A 16,064-nucleotide genomic window follows, 5' to 3' on the forward strand; every position below is an offset into this window, starting at 1 on the left:
AGAGTAGGATTAGCCATTCATGAGTAGCACGCTTACAGCTAAAACCCCAAAAGGCCGACGTCGTCATCAGGCTTTGATCACTGCCGCAACTGAAATTTTTCTGCAATATGGGTTTGAAGGTGCAACTCTGGATATGATTATTGAACGTGCTGGAGGCTCTCGAACGACTTTATATAAAAATTTTGGTGATAAAGAAGGGTTATTTGCCGCTGTTATTGCATCTATGATTGATGATATTTTTCAAGAACCTAACGAAAAAACACCCTCACTAAATACGATTGAGTCCATACTTTCTTTTTATGGTTCTCGATTTTTATTGAATGTTCTTAAACCTGAATCCATCGGGTTATATCGGTTAATTTTAGGTGAATACAACCGTTTCCCTGAAATAACCCATGCATTTTTTGAGCAAGGCCCTGTAAAAAGCTATCGCTTGTTAACACAGAAATTGGCTTTACTTCCTGATGTTAAAGTAAATGAAACAACATTATTAAGTATTTCTTCACGCTACCTAGAAATGCTAAAAGCGGATGTGTTTATCACCACTTTTTGTGTTGCCGATTTCAAGCCCAGCGATGAATTTATTCAACAGCAAATTGCTATGTCCGTCGATATCATCGCCAGTTATATCCGTAAAATCAGTAAAACCACAATCGACTAAGCTAAAACTGATTGGGCTTGCTCTTTTGCAGCTATTGCATCCGTTGCGATTAAAACTTGAGGACCATACAACGCAGACAACATGGGAGCCATGCGTTCCATCTCCTCTTTATCTCGGCCATCAGGTTGTAGCGTAACAACTAGAGCGCGACAATGCTGTTCCATTGCTTCTTTTGCATCTTTCAACCAACGACGCACATATTTCATACTTTGCATATCTTCTGATGATGGTTTTTCTTTTTTAACCACTGGAGGATATATCAATACAAATTCATTTCTTCTCGCCAATAACATATCCATTTCCTCTAACCATAAACGTGTTTCATCCATAGTTGATGGAAATATATTCATCTCGCAGATTGGCCAATTTTCTGTTTTTATCATATTTTTACTCATCACAATCATCTCTGTTGTCATCATTAATTAAAGTGTACTTGAATGTACACTTTTCTATCATCCATAGTCAAGAATGATTATCATTTGTATTTTGCAAATTATGCTATTTCTGACAGTGACTAACAGGAATATTCTCAATATGCAGAAAAAGTTTATTAGTTAAAAACATTCACGTGTTCGAGTGGTGCGTTTTTGAATATGGAATGTTATTCTGACGATATTATGAATTTTAAAAGCGAAAATACGATGAAAAAAACTCTTCCAATTGCGTTTAGCCTTTTAATGGCTTTCACTGCATTTAATGCAAATGCAGGTGCAACCTGTGATACTTATTTCAAAGAAATGAATGACCTTGTTAAGCAAGCTGAAGAACAATATAAAGATGAAGCCAATGCAGGTGAACAAATTGCATTAATGAAGTCACAATTAGAGGAAGCGAAAAAAGCCCTTGCTAGCTACCCAGATGATGCACAAGAGCAAGCTTGCAGCCAAGCACTTAAAGCAATTGAGCAAGCCAAAGAAGCGGTAAAAACACCCTAGAATTGTTCGCTTTTAATAGATAAAAAAATAGCCTGCTCAGCAGGCTATTTTATTTACCGAACCACGAGAACCGAGATCTTCGCATAGGAAACAATCCCAGAAGCATTTGAACCTAATAAATGGGTTGAAATACTTGGATTGCGTGAGCCGATAACAATAAGGTCAGCATCAATAGCCTCAGCTTCTGATAAAACTTTATCTCTTGGTGAACCAAACTCCACCTTATAAGAGATTTTATCTGACGGATAATCAATCTTTTCAATAATTTCTTTTAGCTGCTCTTCAGAGCGCTCAAGTGCTTTTTTAGCAAATGAAGACAGTAAATCATAATGATAACTATAACTCATTGAAAATCTTGAAACATCTGGAACTGAGTGAAATAAGTGAATTTTCGCATCTGAAATTTTTGCTAAATAAATAGCATGTTTTAATGCGTTATCTGTTAGTACATCTTCAGATATATCCACGGGAACCAAAATTGTTTGATACATATGATGCCCCTTATTAATTATGTTGACGTTTTTATTCAAGTTATATTGTTGCGTATTTTTACAACTTGGTTATTAGGCGTAGCGGGTGAATATTTTCCTTTTTAGTCTTTAGAAGTATAGCCTTACTGCACTAAAAAAGCTGTGAAGCCCCTTACTATTACAACAAAAAATTATTCTTCTAAATGCCATTTATGCAAAATACGATGAATAAAAGGAGTTACAATTAATCCAATACTGATAATAAAAACACTTTGTAAAAATAAACCATAAATAGCGATAAAGAAACGGCCTCCCCGTGTAATTGGAGCCGGCTCAATAGCTTGCCCACTCAACATAGACAACGCATTAAGCATTGACTCAACAGCTGAATGGCCTTCAATAAAATAAAAACCGATTATACCGGGTAATAACCCAAGAAAAAAAATCAAAAGCCCGAGTAAATAAAAACGTAAAACTCTCAGAACAAAGTGTTCAACACGCAGTAATTCTTGTGAAAACTTTTCCATACTGACTCAAATTCACCTTGTTATAAGTAAGATCAATTAACTTGAGTGCTAAAACTGATTGAATTGGCAATACAAATAATGAAATAAAAAAGAACCTACCCATTGAGCAGGCTCTTCTCTAATTATTAACGTACAACCAGCACTGATGTTTCAGCGTAACGTACTATACCCGCCGCTGTTGACCCTAAAAGATGAGTTGTAATATTTGGGCGACGAGAGCCAATGACAATAATATCGGCATTAATGTCTTTTGCTGTATTAATCACTTCATCTCGTGGAGAACCAAACGTTATAGTATAACTAACGTCATCATGAGGTAAATCAATTGAATCCATTAACATTTTCATGTCTTCTTCCGCTTTCACCGTCGCACGGTCTTTTATTTCCATGTAACCTAAAGCATACGCATTAATAATTGCTGAAGAAATTGGCAAAACATGAATAAGATGAATTTTAGCACTAGATTGCTTTGCAAGATTAACAGCATGACGAACGGCTTTGCTGGTTAATTCATCTTCTGTTAAATCGATAGGGACCAGAATCGTTTTATACATAACCCCTCCTAAAATAGTTAAAATGAAGTTCTACAACAAAATTATAAACAATTACTAATAAATGTCTCTTATCCACAAAGATAAATGAGATCTCTAACTACAAATAAAGGCAGGCTATTCTCTTAGCCATGGCGTCACAGTTAAACCAATTAACATGCCTTCAGGGCTTAATAACCTTGTTACGGTTTGCCCCCAAGGCTCCATGCGATTATTAACTAATAAGACATAGCCTTCTTTCAGACAAATATCCGTGATCTTCTCGATGTCTGAAACCTCAAACTCCATCCAACTTTGCGGAGTGAGTATATTTTCAGGCCACTCATTTTGACTAAAACACGATTGGGCAGCTTGCTCTATAGGCCAAAGTGCAAAATGTTTAACACCTTCTAGCCCATCTTGCTCACAAGTTAAATATTGGCTTCCTTCTTCTATTGGCTTCAAAGGTAACTTTAACAACTCAAGATAAAAAGAATGACTTTTTTTGTAATCTGTCACTATCGGCCCAAACCCTGCAACAAATAATACATCAGAGCTATCTTGGAAAGGTATCATCCTGTGTTCCTATAACGTGATGAGCTACTAAAATTTTACCGTTTAATAAAATCGATAATTACTTTTACAAAATAAGATAATTAACCACTGACTTTATTCATTGTAGAGATCATTTTTTCAACCATTCTTTGAGCCTTCAAGCCCTCTTCTCCACTGATCAAAGGTTGAGTTTGGTTTGAAACAGAATCAATAAAATGCCGAATTGCACCATCAAAACCGCGTTGAACCAAAATGGAGTCCCAATTAGCCGGTTTTTTCTCGCTGATCCCAACGGCATTTTCACTCCACCAATGGTTCATATTGGTTATTTGATGAATACTGTCCTCAGCAATGACAACAAGTTGCTCTTGTTGGCTTCCGGCTTTGCGATGCATCGATGTTGTTAACCAACATTGGCCAGCTTGCATATGGTGCTCGGCATAAAACAATTCATCAGTATTTGTTTTGTGAATGCTACCACTGATCAGTTTTGCATTACTTTGTGCAATCCACATTATAGTATCAATGACATGCAAATAATCATCTAATAACGTAAACCTGAAGTCATTCGGCCCTACGCTATCCATACGGTGTTTATCCATACGAATAGACGCTATATTTTTAATATCTTGTTTAATTGCCAAATAAAACGGCGAGAAACGGCGGTTAAATCCAACCATTAACATTTTTTGACGTCGCGCTGCTAACTGAATTAATTGCTCCGATTGTTCAATTAACTCAGTCAATGGCTTATCAACATAGACATGAACGTCAGCCTCTAATAGCAGCTTGATTACCTCAAAATGGCTTTTGGTCGCACTGTGAACAAAAATAGCATCACATTGCTGTGCTAGTGCGTTAATACTGCTAAACAGGGGCATTCGATAACTATCACACACCAATTTTGCCTTTGATTGATTTGGAGAAAAAGCACCAACCAACTCCCAGTTTTCCTCTTTAGTTAAAATTGGTAAATACGCTTTTTGTGCAATAGAACCTAAACCAACTACACCCACCTTTAATTTTCGCATCGTAAACACGCCTGTTAATGGTTAATCTCTGCAAGAATAATCTCATTAATATCAATTAAAAAAATTTTTTTTTTGTTAAAAAAACAATTTTGATGAGAAATAAATACACAATAGATTGTTTTATATAAACAAAAAATGAAAATAAACAGGGAGAGTGAATAAGTAACTGCATAAAAAAAAGGGTTGATTTCTTAAATGAGAATGGTTATCTTTTACCTCGTGAATACTTGAGTAAATCACTCAAGTTTATCACAAACGACATTGCTCACATTGCTTCCAGTTTAGCAGGCCAACTTCATATGTTGGCCTTTTTTTTATTTAAAATAATCTATTATTTTCTGCGTATTGCACTACTAAAACTCCATGATTTCAAATGCCCAACATATGCTAGGCGTTGAGTGGGCATGAAAGTCGGCACATCACCGGTTCGCATATGCAATATATCCGCAGGTGTTATCCACGATGAATTACCTTCAAATAAGGGAATACCCGCATACTTATAAGCATCTAGGACAAACTGCGAACAAAAGAAACCATTAGCTTGGTCCACATTATCGCCTAACTGAACTTTAGCTAAGGTTTTTAAGCAAAAATTACGTATCGTTTCACCAATTAACGGAAGTTCACATACTCTTTTAGTGATCATCCAAGGAGCAATCATCACAATGCCTTTATAGTTATACTTGTTTCCATTATTTTGAACTGAAAATTCGCGTAATTTTTCTGCATGTAATGATGTTAAGCCTGCTTGTCTCAATACCACCATGTTATTAGAATCTTTCACTGCTTGGTCTAAGGTAATGATCCTAACGCCACTTCCCACAGATTCAGCAACTTCGCCCAAGCCTAGATAAATAGATGCATGGCTTACTCCGCTAATACTAAATAACCGAATTCCCCATGAATTTAACCCTGTAGCAGACGATAAAAGAATATCTCCGGGCAACATATCAGAAACTGCCAACGGTTCAACGGAATCCTCAATAGGAACCGTATTTGCGTGTTGAATATTAAATTTTAAGCGATTAGTTTCTTCATCTGATTTAAATTGAGTAGAACACCCTGAAAGAGAAAAACAAAATAAAAATAGTAGGCAACAATAAAATTTCATTCTACAACACCCAATAGTGATCTTTCTTTTTAGTTTTTAATTAATGCAGATAATATCCTTTAATCTATTTTATGACTACCGTTTATTTTTATAATAAGAGGCTCTGAATGTTACGCGTAGGAATGGTGTATATTGAAGTGAGTTAATGTAAGTTAATAAGAAAAATCCAATTTTAATTAAATAGCATCAACCCCCTAGTGAATACTAGAGGGTTACATTCATTCAATTAACTAATAACATATTCTGGGTAAAAAACAGTTACTGAATGATATGTTTTCTTTTCTGTCGCTTTATTCTTTTGTACTGCAACTGCGGCATTATCTTTAGAACTTAGCGAAACACGTATGTTTTTCTTAGAACGACTTAATTTATAAGGCATACCTAACAAACGACGTGCATTATTATTACTAACCATTATCGACTCCTTAAACTACTAAATTAAAAATTCATTAAAAAAATGAACATCAAAAAACATAGTCATCGTTGACCACAAAGGCTTTTTTGTTTCATAATAATAACAAAACAAAGTGTAACTTAATCAGTATAACACTAAACTAGTAATATATAATCCAGTTTTATTTATTAGTTCCCAATGGTTACTATATATTTTACGTTAAAATTATATTCGGTTTGCTTGAAAGGCTATTTTAATAAAAAACATGTTATTGGGTTATTTCATACGACTAAGCAGAGGTGTAAATGTTAAAAATATTAGGCCGCACTTCGTCAATTAATGTCCGAAAAGTATTATGGACTGCACATGAGCTTGATCTTAAATTTATTCATGAAGATCACTGGGGAAATCATGAGAATTTAATTCAAGTCGATTTTTTAAAATTAAACCCCAATGCGCTTATTCCAGTCCTTGTTCATGAACAAGGCTCATTATGGGAGAGCAACACAATTTGTCGGTATCTAGTGGCAAAATCCCAACGGACGGATTTATTACCCGAAGAGCCACTTGCTAGGGCTGAAATAGAAAAATGGATGGATTGGCAAATCTCAGAGCTCAACCCAGCATGGCGAGCTGCATTTATGGCACTAGTAAGACAGGATTCTTTTTTTCTACAACAACCTGAAATCGTGGAAAAAAGCATCCATTTATGGAATGAAAAAATGCAAATAATTGAATCTGTGTTATCAAAAAATCAGCCCCAAAAAAATCATCAGAACTATCTCTATGGAAACCATTTTTCTCTAGCGGATATCGTTATCACATTATCAATCCAACGTTGGCTATTAACCCCGATAAAACGCCCTAACACACCATTTTTACTTGACTATTATAAAAAAATGATAAATCGCCCTGCAGCATTAAAATGTATAAACCAACAGACCGCATAACAAATAACCTAAAAGCGTGTGCTACAAAATTTTAGCACACGTAGTTCCTTATTCGAGCGGTGAAGCAGGACTTGAGCACTTATCTTTCCAAATTTGGTTAACCTGTTCAGGCAATAATATTTCATGTCCTCCGTCAATAAACGGAATAGAAATATCCATGCGGCCTTCATCATTGGTATAAGATTTAACAATAAAACGCTTAAATCCATCAGGCTTATCATTTTTATATCGATACACCTCCCCACAAACATAACCAACCTTACCATTATCCGCAGTGTAGCGAGAAAAATGATATTCAATATTTCTAAATTTTGCTGCTTGTGGGTACGCTAAAACATCATAAACATTCTTTTTTACTTGCTCAACTAAACTCAATTGAGTTGGTTTCATATATAGTGCCCCTAACAGAAATGCAGCACCAAAAATAAGTATCGCAATGATTACTTTAAAAAAATTCATTTTTATTCTCGCCATATATGACCAAATTTATTGAAATAATGTTCATTATGATGATAACCAGATATCAATTAAAATCCATCTTTAAAACGTAAATATTCTTATATTTATCATTTTGTTATTTAAATAAGTTCAACATTAAAACCTTATTGTGTGTAATGTTAAGTTGAGTTTAATATTACAACTGTTTTTTACTCTTAATCCCCTAGAAAATTTCTCGTTTCTATTGTGATCCTCTGTAAACAATCAGTATAGTAAGAAAAATAATAACACTGCATGATAATAGGAAGTTGAAAAATGAAAACAATAGGCCTCATTGGTGGTATGAGCTGGGAATCTACATTACTATACTACCAACAACTTAATGAAGGAGTGAAACAGCAGTTAGGTGGCCTACATTCTGCTAAAATTGTTTTATATAGCGTCGATTTCGCTGAGATAGAACAGTATCAGTCCAATGGGCAATGGGATTTGGCAGCACAATGTTTAGCAGATGCAGGAGAGCGTTTAAAGCTTGCAGGCGCTGATTTTCTGGTTCTTTGCACCAATACTATGCATAAAGTAGCACCACTAATTGAATCTCAAACCGGTCTTCCATTATTACATATAGCTGATGCAACAGGTGAACGGATAACACAGTCAGGTATAAAAACAATTGGACTCTTAGGAACTGCGTTTACGATGGAGCAGCCCTTCTATAAACAAAGGTTGATTGATAAGTTTAATTTGGATGTTCTAGTACCTAGCGCTCAAGATAGAAAAATAATTCATGATATTATTTATAATGAACTATGCTTAGGAAAAATAAACAAAGAATCTAAACAGGAATATCAACGTATAATGACATCTCTGGTAGAAAAAGGTGCTGAAGGTATCATTTTAGGATGCACTGAAATAACATTACTTGTTAATCAACATGATACTACAGTAAACATATTTGATACCACCGCCATTCATGCACAAAAAACAATTGAAGTTGCGCTATCTGCTTAATCATTATTATCTAATAACAGACGCTGTCTTCAATAATTATTGTTAAGATAGTTTCTGTTAAATAATGGTAGCAAAATTGACATATCATCTAGTTAAAAATCACATTTTGCACTATTAAATAGAATTTAATATTAGCCAATTCTCACCTTTTGATTATAAAATACAATAATGCTATTTTTTATCGTTTATTGCACTAACTCTATTCTTATAAGAGTTAGTTTAACTTAACCACCTTAGATTTGTTTTTTATTAAATTTACAGATTATTACCCATTGAATATTAATTCTCATCTAAGATAATAAAAAATTAAGATTAAATTTTTGACAGGTTATTATGTATAAAAATAATGTTGGTAATGTTGTATTAGGCGGATTTATTAAACAAAAACGTATAGAACGTCAAATTACGACAAGAAAAATGGCTGAACTAATATCTATTTCTGAAAAATCATACATAAAATATGAAGATGGAACTCTTTCAATATTTATTGACCACCTTGTAATGCTATCTAAAATACTCAATATAGATGTCAAAACATTATTTGATATCTACGTCAACGCACAACCATGAGCCTGAATATATTGTACTATCACAAAAATTTTGCTTTATATTGAAAGGGTTAAATATAGTACTTAGACAAGAGTTATCACCAGCAATTAACGTTGTATAAAGATAATCTCAGTTTGCATCCTCAATCACAGCAAATTGAGAATGTATTGTATGTGTCATCTTTACCTTGGGTTTCATTTGACAGTTTTAATCTAAATATTGCAGATATTACTAATGTCTTTACCCCTATATTTACTATGGGAAAATACTATAATGACAACAATAAAACATGGTTGCCTCTAGCAGTACAGGTACATCATGCTTGTTTGCGATGGCTTCTATGTTGGTAAATTTTTAACTGAATTACAAAAATTATGTGATAAGCTAGCTCATTAGTACCATAAATTACTCACCGTTATGAAGGAAACTAGCCCTTCCTTCATTTGTCGTGGGTTAATCTCGTTATAATGGCACTCTCAGTATTTTTAATTCAAAAATAATAAGCTCATATAAATGGCATCCCCAATAGTACCACTTTGAAAAAAATATTCCGTTGGCGTAATTACCATTTTAATAGTGCTGGTGAGTAAAGACGAAACCAATTCAATAGGGTCAGTTGCAGGCATAGTTCCTCCATATTTTGTCATACACTACGTTCTAAGTAGTGCTTATACAATGAGATAAAGGCTATAAAGAAGACGCCATACCCCAACAGATTTTCACCTCTTTTAACGAACTGGTATCACTCCCCCCCCAGCTTCTGCTATTATGAGCCTCTTTTTATAGATCTCGCTGATTAGGCTTTAAGCACAGAACAATAATAATTTAACAGCTGAAAGTACAATTAACCATCAGCAACATAAACCCCAGTAGCAGAACAATATAGAATGACAACCAATAAAGAACAGTACAACTTAAATAAGTTGCAAAAAAGAATTCGCCGTGATGTTGGCCAAGCAATCGCTGACTTTAACATGATAGAAGACGGTGACCGGATAATGGTTTGCTTGTCTGGAGGTAAAGATAGTTACACACTGCTTTCCATCCTGCAAAGTTTGCAAAAAAGTGCCCCTATCCAATTTTCATTAGTTGCGGTTAATTTGGACCAAAAACAACCTGGCTTCCCTGAGCATATTTTACCTGCATACCTTGATAACCTTGGTGTGGAGTACAAAATTGTTGAAGAAAATACCTATGGGATCGTAAAGGAAAAAATTCCTGAAGGGAAAACAACTTGCTCATTGTGCTCTCGTTTACGACGTGGAATTCTGTATCGTACAGCAACTGAATTAGGTGCAACTAAAATTGCACTTGGTCACCACCGTGATGATATTTTACAGACCATGTTCCTAAATATGTTTTATGGCGGTAAGTTAAAAGGCATGCCTCCTAAATTAATGAGCGATGACGGAAAACACATTGTTATCCGACCACTCGCTTACTGCCGAGAAAAAGATATTGAGCGCTTTGCACAGGCTAAAGAATTTCCAATTATCCCTTGTAATCTATGTGGCTCTCAACCAAATCTGCAACGTCAAGTTATTAAAGAGATGCTACGTGATTGGGATAAGCGTTATCCTGGCCGTATCGAAACAATGTTCCGCGCCACTCAAAACATTGTGCCGTCTCATTTATGTGATACCGAATTATTTGATTTCAAGAATATTTCTCATGGAGATGAAGTTATCAATGGCGGTGACCTTGCGTTTGACAAAGAAGAGCTGCCTCTCCAACCTTTTATAGAGGAAGATGATAAGCCCGACTTTGCAGCTGAACGCCTTGATATTATTGAAGTTAAATAATATTTATTATAACCTCCTTGTTTGGAGGTTATTTTTTGCTCGGATTTAATGCAAAAAAAAGCCGATGTAAATTACATCGGCATTACAGTGGTCAATTATTCTGTATAAGAACTCAATATGAGAAAAACTACAATTATGGAGCACAACGTTCATCGCTCAACGTTGCATTCACCTGCAGGACTAATACTGCACTAAAACCTCAGTAGTTTTATTGATTTATCTCAAACTAGGTCCGGTTATAGGAAATAAGTCATCAATATTAGAGCCATCGGCTTTTTCTTAGCCACCATAAGACGGTTGCGATTAAAACGGCTAATAAAACGCAAAAGACACTAAAGGCAAAGCGGAATTCATTACCGGGGATCCCTCCTAAATTCACACCAAACAAACCCGTTAAAAACGTTGTTGGTAAGAATATCATGGCCATTAATGACATCGTATAAATACGCCGGTTCATCATTTCAGTCATCATATTCGTTATCTCATCAGAAATAATCGCTGTACGTGCTATAAATCCATCGAGATCTTCAATGCAACGCCCTAACCGGTCAGAAATCTCTTGAATTCGACGACGATTAGTTTCATCTAACCAAAGTAATTTTTCCGTTGTTAAGCGAGAAAACATATCTCGTTGTGGAGCCATATAACGGCGGATTACAATAATTTGCTTACGGAGTAATGCAAATTCTCCTCTATCAGGAATTTGGCCATTTAATATGGAGTCTTCCATATCAATTAAACGCTCATGCAAAGAATCTGTAAAATCACTTATTTCATCTGTAATAGAATCAGCAACCTCTACTAGCCAATCACCTGTGCTTTGCGCACCTACTCCCTGTTTTAAGTCATCAATAACAGAGTCTAAAGAGTTTACTTTTCGGTGACGGCTAGAAATAATTACCCGGTTATTAATAAATACTCGAAATGCAACTAATTGCTCAGGACGCTGGCCAGTATTGGTATTTAAAGTTTGCAATGTTAATAAAATGCCATCACCAACACGTATCAAACGCCAACGCCCTGAATGCCCTGATAGCGCAGACTTAACTTGGTCATTAAAGAGGTCTGATTGCTGAATCCAATTAAAACTTTGAGGATCTTTATAATCATAATGAAGCCAGAACGGAGACTGCTGGCTCGCACTCGCATTCACATCAATGGGAAGTAATCCACCGTCTCCATTTAACTGAAATGCATGTACAGGATTTGAATTTTGGAATAAAGAACCATAAATCAGCCCCATGCAATATCTCCCTTTTATAATCAATACGGTATTTGTAGTCGAATAAATAATTCTTTGCAATTATTTCAAGAATCACTTCCACAATACATGAATAAAACAACAAAGAAAAAAGAATGAGATTAACATCTTATAAAAACAGACAATTCCTCATAAATCACAAAATATCGCCATTTTTGCTAAATAAAACCACATAATTGACACAAATGAGCAATAAAATTTACGATGAGTTTTTTATTATAAAAAGGTAGTGTTTATTCCTTTTTTTGGTCCTCCTTCCCATTCTCCAGAGGAAGGAGCTTTTTTCTTTTTGTCAGAAAAACAGCCCACAACATGTGCAGGCTGAGATCTTTTTTAATGTTTAATAATATAAAAGCTATGGCTATATGCGACATCTTCAGGGTTGTTAATCGGGTAACCTTTTAGCCAAGGCTTAATTAGGCGTGCATTGGTATATTGATAAATAGGTGCGATTGGCGCTTCTTTTGCAATGATAGCTTCTGCATTATTATAATAACGGTTGCGTAATTGCGCATTTGTTTCAATACTCGCCGATGCGATAACCTCATCATATATAGGGTTGTTGAATTTTGGTATATTACCACTATGCTGAGAAGTGAGCAGAGACAAGAAGGTTGAAGGCTCATTAAAATCCCCTATCCATGATGCGCGTATAACATCAAAATTTCCTGTATTACGGCTATCTATATAGGTTTTCCATTCTTGATTAACTAGTTTGACCTCAGCACCTAGCTTTTTCTTCCACATAGAAGCAATTGCTATAGCAATTTTTTGATGGTTTTCTGAACTATTGTATAATAACGTTAATTCTAATGGGTGATTTGGACCAAAACCAGCTTGTTGTAATAACACTTTTGCTTGCTGGTCTAACTCTTTTTGTGAATAGCTATTATAAAGCCCTTTTTCAGGCTTAAAGCCATCAGTGACATCAGGAGTAAAATAATTTGCGGGCTTCTCCCCTGTACCTAATACCTTATTCGCAATTAATTGGCGGTCAATCGCCATGGATAATGCTTTTCTAACACGAACGTCATCCGTTGGTGCACGTTGAGTATTAAAAGCATAGTAATATGTCCCTAATTGGTCTGGTGTAAAGACTTCATTAGGAATATCTTTTAACAATTTTTGATAGCGTTGTTTTGGAAATGATTCGGTAATATCTAGATCACCCGCTAAATAACGATTAGTTGCATGAGACTCTTGGTTAATCGGGACAAAAGTGACTTTAGTGATGACTGTATTTTGATGATCCCAATAATTTTTATTTGGTACCAAAACAATTTTTTCATTAACCACTCTGTCTGATAAAACAAAAGCGCCATTTCCAACTAAATTTCCGGCTTTTATCCAGTCATTACCAAACTTTTCAACGGTTTTTTGGTGAACAGGAAATAAACTAAAGTTAGCCGTTAACGAAGGAAAATAAGGTACCGGCTTATTTAGAGTAATCTTTAGTGTGTGCGTATCAACCGCTTCAACACCTAGTTGCTCAACTGGCAATTTACCATCAATAATATCTTGCGCATTGTTAATGCCTGCTAGTGCTGCAAACCAAGCAAATGGTGATATTGTTCCAGGTGAAACAAGTCGCTGCCAGCTATAAACAAAATCTTGAGCCGTGACAGGGTCACCGTTTGACCAATGTGCGTCAGATCTCAGTGTAAATGTCCAAATACGATTATCAGCCGTATCCCAGCGTTGAGCTACTCCAGGGATCGGCTTTCCATGATCATCTTGGTTAACCAGCCCTTCAAATAAGTCACGCATGACTTGTGCTTCTGTTAACCCCACTGATTTTACTGGATCCAAAGATGCGGGTTCGTCTTTTAAATGCCGTGTAACTTCTTGGTTTTCAGCTAAAACTGTACCTGTAGGTATCACGGCACTAATAGCTGGTGTAGTAACAAAAACTGAAGAAATCAAAATCGCTAAAGATGTAAATGAATGTTTATGCATTATATTTTCTATCTTGTTAATATAAATAAAGGTAACTAAAAGCCTAGTTAAATGATTTCAAATGAAGATGCTATTATTAACAACGTTACTGCATTTACTGATTAAGTTTCATTTCGGTAATTTGAATGTTGGAAAAACCCACTATACCAATAAAAACATAAATTTATGATGTAAAAAACCATATCTATCATAGGTAATATCAAGTCATAATTACTCTGTAGTTTATCTTAATTTATCATATGCTTTCATATTTTAAATATCCACATTTCTCGTGTAATTAATTGATTTCCTAACTCAAATATACATAAATTAATACTCATATTATAGAACCATAACCCTATCTCTATCATTTTTCAGGTAATTAAATAATGACTCAAGAAACCAATACAGATCGATTTCCTTTTGTTACACTTCATAGGTCAGTTTAAAAAGTGCATAACAAAAAACGCAAGCATTGATAAAGCTTAGTAGTTATATAATGATGATGCACCATACTGTAATAAAAAGTAGGTAAAATTATCTTGTTTTGCCCCATATAGGACTCAAGGTAAGAGATAAAGTTTCCGTATAAAATTTGGTCATTAGTACAATGTAAAACTCAGCACTGCGTAACTGCACATTAAAAAACCTTTAATCGCAAAGATTTTTTATTAGAAGATAGATTAAGTTATCAGTGACTCACTTTATGAATGGGAGAAAAATTCATGTCGCAGACAGTTAAGTTAAAAGGTAATGACATCACAGTTAACGGTGTCTTTTTACAAGCGGGCTCAAAAGCTAAACCTTTTACCCTAGTCACCAAAGATCTCAGCGAAGCAACGCTGGAAACCTATGAAGGTAAACGAAAAGTTTTAAATATCTTCCCAAGTGTCGACACTGGCGTATGCGCAGCGTCAGTTCGCAAGTTTAATAAGCTCGCAAACGATTTGGATAACACTGTTGTATTATGCATTTCTGCTGATCTACCTTTCGCACAAGCGCGTTTTTGTGGTGCAGAAGGTTTAGATAATGTTGTTACGCTATCTTCTTTCCGTAGCGGCTCGTTTGCGAATGACTATGGTGTTGATATTGCTAGTGGCCCATTAAAAGGCCTGAACGCTCGTTCCGTTGTTGTCCTAGATGAAAACAATAACGTTATTTATAGCCAATTAGTTCCTGAAATAACTGAAGAACCTGATTACGACAGCGCATTAAATAGTTTGAAATAAGCTTTTGTCATATTTAGTTCACTGTAGTTAACAATAAAGCGGGAATTTCCCGCTTTATTGAATAATATAAACACCACTCTAATCTACGTGAGCCCAATACAATGGTTGGTGGTTCTTTGCATTAACAACATTCGCAAATAACTTGTTGTCACTCATTATAGAAATCAAAGTATGAGAGAGCGTACTCAATACTTTTAAGGCTTGGTCCTGGGTAACAGGGCAGCAAGATGTCAAAATATCAATAATGAGGTCTCGAGGCTTATGGCCATTTTTTACCAGCGCCTCCCACGTAAAACGATTTTTCTTCGCTAAATATTTTACTGCAGCTTTATTCATCAGATAAAGTTCGGCGGCTGAGGCGGCAGACTCAAACATATCATTTTTATAATGACTCTGGCTCATGTATTCGCGTAGCTTACGATTTACAACGAAATTAATAGTGAATTGATCCATGGCAACTCCTTGTAGGCTGAAACCCATCAGATGAGATTACGATACCCTAAAACAGCAGCTGTCTTTGTTATATAGCAGGAAAATTCACCAATTAGCAATAGTATTAGCAGGGTTTTGCCATATCAAACACAAGATAAAAAAGATACGTCTTTAAAATAAGATTGAGTCAATGCCCCATTTTCATAGACTTCATCCATTGTTCGCACTACATATTGGCAATAC

Annotated in this window: 21 protein-coding genes; 8 read left to right on the forward strand and 13 right to left on the reverse strand. The window is 35.2% G+C overall.

The window, feature by feature from the left end; all coding sequences use genetic code 11:
- Positions 1-19 precede the first annotated feature (19 nt).
- Positions 20-661 (forward strand): TetR/AcrR family transcriptional regulator, encoded by a 642-nt coding sequence (locus PR725_RS08165; protein WP_004910519.1) that lies wholly within the window; start codon positions 20-22, stop codon positions 659-661.
- Here the strand turns inward: PR725_RS08165 and PR725_RS08170 are convergent.
- Positions 658-1,056 (reverse strand): hypothetical protein, encoded by a 399-nt coding sequence (locus PR725_RS08170; RefSeq protein WP_231136489.1) that lies wholly within the window; start codon positions 1,054-1,056, stop codon positions 658-660. The two genes, PR725_RS08165 and PR725_RS08170, sit on opposite strands and share 4 nt — an antisense overlap.
- A 246-nt stretch (positions 1,057-1,302) precedes the next feature.
- On the opposite strand from PR725_RS08170, the gene PR725_RS08175 reads away from it, so the two are divergent.
- A complete protein-coding gene (locus tag PR725_RS08175; protein WP_036958707.1) occupies positions 1,303-1,596 on the forward strand; it encodes a DUF5339 family protein in 294 nt (97 codons plus the stop codon).
- Between the two features lie 53 nt (positions 1,597-1,649).
- Here PR725_RS08175 and PR725_RS08180 read toward each other — a convergent pair whose 3' ends face one another.
- From PR725_RS08180 to sra, 7 genes are all read right to left on the reverse strand, one after another.
- Positions 1,650-2,087: a universal stress protein gene (locus PR725_RS08180; RefSeq protein ID WP_004910514.1), complete on the reverse strand. Its 438-nt coding sequence runs from the start codon at positions 2,085-2,087 to the stop codon at positions 1,650-1,652.
- A 170-nt stretch (positions 2,088-2,257) separates the two neighbouring features.
- The gene (locus tag PR725_RS08185; protein WP_004910512.1) at positions 2,258-2,593 is read right to left on the reverse strand and encodes a hypothetical protein; all 336 of its coding nucleotides are present in this window, start codon (positions 2,591-2,593) and stop codon (positions 2,258-2,260) included.
- A gap of 125 nt (positions 2,594-2,718) precedes the next feature.
- Positions 2,719-3,147, reverse strand: coding sequence for a universal stress protein (locus tag PR725_RS08190; RefSeq protein WP_004910510.1), 429 nt, complete (start codon positions 3,145-3,147; stop codon positions 2,719-2,721).
- Between the two features lie 114 nt (positions 3,148-3,261).
- On the reverse strand, positions 3,262-3,699 hold the full coding sequence (locus PR725_RS08195) for a hypothetical protein (RefSeq protein WP_004910509.1): 438 nt from the start codon (positions 3,697-3,699) through the stop codon (positions 3,262-3,264).
- A gap of 80 nt (positions 3,700-3,779) precedes the next feature.
- A complete protein-coding gene (locus PR725_RS08200; RefSeq protein WP_109911283.1) occupies positions 3,780-4,709 on the reverse strand; it encodes a Gfo/Idh/MocA family protein in 930 nt (309 codons plus the stop codon).
- Between the two features lie 331 nt (positions 4,710-5,040).
- Positions 5,041-5,820 carry a YaeF family permuted papain-like enzyme gene (locus PR725_RS08205; protein WP_196718502.1) on the reverse strand — a complete coding sequence of 260 codons (780 nt, stop codon included), beginning with the start codon at positions 5,818-5,820 and terminating at the stop codon, positions 5,041-5,043.
- Positions 5,821-6,046: 226 nt separating this feature from the next.
- Positions 6,047-6,235 (reverse strand): stationary-phase-induced ribosome-associated protein, encoded by a 189-nt coding sequence (sra, locus tag PR725_RS08210; RefSeq protein ID WP_004910503.1) that lies wholly within the window; start codon positions 6,233-6,235, stop codon positions 6,047-6,049.
- A 284-nt stretch (positions 6,236-6,519) separates the two neighbouring features.
- Between sra and PR725_RS08215 the strand changes: the two genes are divergently transcribed.
- Complete coding sequence (locus tag PR725_RS08215; RefSeq protein WP_004910501.1) at positions 6,520-7,164, forward strand: glutathione S-transferase family protein; 645 nt, start codon at positions 6,520-6,522, stop codon at positions 7,162-7,164.
- 48 nt (positions 7,165-7,212) lie between these two features.
- Here the strand turns inward: PR725_RS08215 and PR725_RS08220 are convergent, their stop codons facing one another.
- On the reverse strand, positions 7,213-7,554 hold the full coding sequence (locus PR725_RS08220; protein ID WP_181937006.1) for a hypothetical protein: 342 nt from the start codon (positions 7,552-7,554) through the stop codon (positions 7,213-7,215).
- A gap of 363 nt (positions 7,555-7,917) precedes the next feature.
- On the opposite strand from PR725_RS08220, the gene PR725_RS08225 reads away from it, so the two are divergent.
- The 3 genes from PR725_RS08225 (at position 7,918) to PR725_RS21855 (ending at position 9,512) form a co-directional block, all read left to right on the forward strand.
- A complete protein-coding gene (locus PR725_RS08225) occupies positions 7,918-8,613 on the forward strand; it encodes an aspartate/glutamate racemase family protein (protein WP_110731887.1) in 696 nt (231 codons plus the stop codon).
- Positions 8,614-8,946: 333 nt separating this feature from the next.
- On the forward strand, positions 8,947-9,183 hold the full coding sequence (locus PR725_RS08230) for a helix-turn-helix domain-containing protein (protein WP_117161971.1): 237 nt from the start codon (positions 8,947-8,949) through the stop codon (positions 9,181-9,183).
- Positions 9,184-9,296: 113 nt separating this feature from the next.
- Entirely contained in the window at positions 9,297-9,512 is a 216-nt protein-coding gene (locus PR725_RS21855; RefSeq protein WP_350025291.1) for a CatA-like O-acetyltransferase, read from the forward strand.
- A gap of 135 nt (positions 9,513-9,647) precedes the next feature.
- Here PR725_RS21855 and PR725_RS08235 read toward each other — a convergent pair whose 3' ends face one another.
- Positions 9,648-9,809: a hypothetical protein gene (locus PR725_RS08235; RefSeq protein WP_155242205.1), complete on the reverse strand. Its 162-nt coding sequence runs from the start codon at positions 9,807-9,809 to the stop codon at positions 9,648-9,650.
- A gap of 240 nt (positions 9,810-10,049) precedes the next feature.
- Between PR725_RS08235 and ttcA the strand changes: the two genes are divergently transcribed.
- Positions 10,050-10,964, forward strand: coding sequence for a tRNA 2-thiocytidine(32) synthetase TtcA (ttcA, locus tag PR725_RS08240; protein WP_004910491.1), 915 nt, complete (start codon positions 10,050-10,052; stop codon positions 10,962-10,964).
- Positions 10,965-11,223: 259 nt separating this feature from the next.
- Here ttcA and zntB read toward each other — a convergent pair whose 3' ends face one another.
- Both zntB and PR725_RS08250 read right to left on the reverse strand, forming a co-directional pair.
- Positions 11,224-12,207 (reverse strand): zinc transporter ZntB, encoded by a 984-nt coding sequence (gene zntB / locus PR725_RS08245; protein WP_004910490.1) that lies wholly within the window; start codon positions 12,205-12,207, stop codon positions 11,224-11,226.
- Positions 12,208-12,558: 351 nt separating this feature from the next.
- Positions 12,559-14,181 (reverse strand): peptide ABC transporter substrate-binding protein, encoded by a 1,623-nt coding sequence (locus PR725_RS08250; protein ID WP_248445257.1) that lies wholly within the window; start codon positions 14,179-14,181, stop codon positions 12,559-12,561.
- A 704-nt stretch (positions 14,182-14,885) separates the two neighbouring features.
- Here PR725_RS08250 and tpx point away from each other — a divergent pair.
- Positions 14,886-15,389, forward strand: a complete 504-nt coding sequence (gene tpx / locus PR725_RS08255) for a thiol peroxidase (RefSeq protein WP_004910486.1) — start codon at positions 14,886-14,888, stop codon at positions 15,387-15,389.
- 78 nt (positions 15,390-15,467) lie between these two features.
- Here the strand turns inward: tpx and PR725_RS08260 are convergent, their stop codons facing one another.
- Positions 15,468-15,842: a hypothetical protein gene (locus PR725_RS08260; protein ID WP_042851578.1), complete on the reverse strand. Its 375-nt coding sequence runs from the start codon at positions 15,840-15,842 to the stop codon at positions 15,468-15,470.
- Between the last annotated feature and the right edge of the window lie 222 nt (positions 15,843-16,064).

It is taken from the genome of Providencia sp. PROV255, assembly GCF_028478065.1.
Taxonomy (GTDB): Bacteria; Pseudomonadota; Gammaproteobacteria; order Enterobacterales; family Enterobacteriaceae; genus Providencia; species Providencia rettgeri.

Excerpts from the sequence above, each read along its gene's own strand:
- PR725_RS08165 (WP_004910519.1), top strand. The coding sequence starts at position 20 with ATGAGTAGCACGCTTACAGCTAAAACCCCAAAAGGCCGACGTCGTCAT.
- PR725_RS08170 (WP_231136489.1), bottom strand. The coding sequence starts at position 1,056 with ATGAGTAAAAATATGATAAAAACAGAAAATTGGCCAATCTGCGAGATG.
- PR725_RS08175 (WP_036958707.1), top strand. The coding sequence starts at position 1,303 with ATGAAAAAAACTCTTCCAATTGCGTTTAGCCTTTTAATGGCTTTCACT.
- PR725_RS08180 (WP_004910514.1), bottom strand. The coding sequence starts at position 2,087 with ATGTATCAAACAATTTTGGTTCCCGTGGATATATCTGAAGATGTACTA.
- PR725_RS08185 (WP_004910512.1), bottom strand. The coding sequence starts at position 2,593 with ATGGAAAAGTTTTCACAAGAATTACTGCGTGTTGAACACTTTGTTCTG.
- PR725_RS08190 (WP_004910510.1), bottom strand. The coding sequence starts at position 3,147 with ATGTATAAAACGATTCTGGTCCCTATCGATTTAACAGAAGATGAATTA.
- PR725_RS08195 (WP_004910509.1), bottom strand. The coding sequence starts at position 3,699 with ATGATACCTTTCCAAGATAGCTCTGATGTATTATTTGTTGCAGGGTTT.
- PR725_RS08200 (WP_109911283.1), bottom strand. The coding sequence starts at position 4,709 with ATGCGAAAATTAAAGGTGGGTGTAGTTGGTTTAGGTTCTATTGCACAA.
- PR725_RS08205 (WP_196718502.1), bottom strand. The coding sequence starts at position 5,820 with ATGAAATTTTATTGTTGCCTACTATTTTTATTTTGTTTTTCTCTTTCA.
- sra (WP_004910503.1), bottom strand. The coding sequence starts at position 6,235 with ATGGTTAGTAATAATAATGCACGTCGTTTGTTAGGTATGCCTTATAAA.
- PR725_RS08215 (WP_004910501.1), top strand. The coding sequence starts at position 6,520 with ATGTTAAAAATATTAGGCCGCACTTCGTCAATTAATGTCCGAAAAGTA.
- PR725_RS08220 (WP_181937006.1), bottom strand. The coding sequence starts at position 7,554 with ATGAAACCAACTCAATTGAGTTTAGTTGAGCAAGTAAAAAAGAATGTT.
- PR725_RS08225 (WP_110731887.1), top strand. The coding sequence starts at position 7,918 with ATGAAAACAATAGGCCTCATTGGTGGTATGAGCTGGGAATCTACATTA.
- PR725_RS08230 (WP_117161971.1), top strand. The coding sequence starts at position 8,947 with ATGTATAAAAATAATGTTGGTAATGTTGTATTAGGCGGATTTATTAAA.
- PR725_RS08235 (WP_155242205.1), bottom strand. The coding sequence starts at position 9,809 with ATGACAAAATATGGAGGAACTATGCCTGCAACTGACCCTATTGAATTG.
- ttcA (WP_004910491.1), top strand. The coding sequence starts at position 10,050 with ATGACAACCAATAAAGAACAGTACAACTTAAATAAGTTGCAAAAAAGA.
- zntB (WP_004910490.1), bottom strand. The coding sequence starts at position 12,207 with ATGGGGCTGATTTATGGTTCTTTATTCCAAAATTCAAATCCTGTACAT.
- PR725_RS08250 (WP_248445257.1), bottom strand. The coding sequence starts at position 14,181 with ATGCATAAACATTCATTTACATCTTTAGCGATTTTGATTTCTTCAGTT.
- tpx (WP_004910486.1), top strand. The coding sequence starts at position 14,886 with ATGTCGCAGACAGTTAAGTTAAAAGGTAATGACATCACAGTTAACGGT.
- PR725_RS08260 (WP_042851578.1), bottom strand. The coding sequence starts at position 15,842 with ATGGATCAATTCACTATTAATTTCGTTGTAAATCGTAAGCTACGCGAA.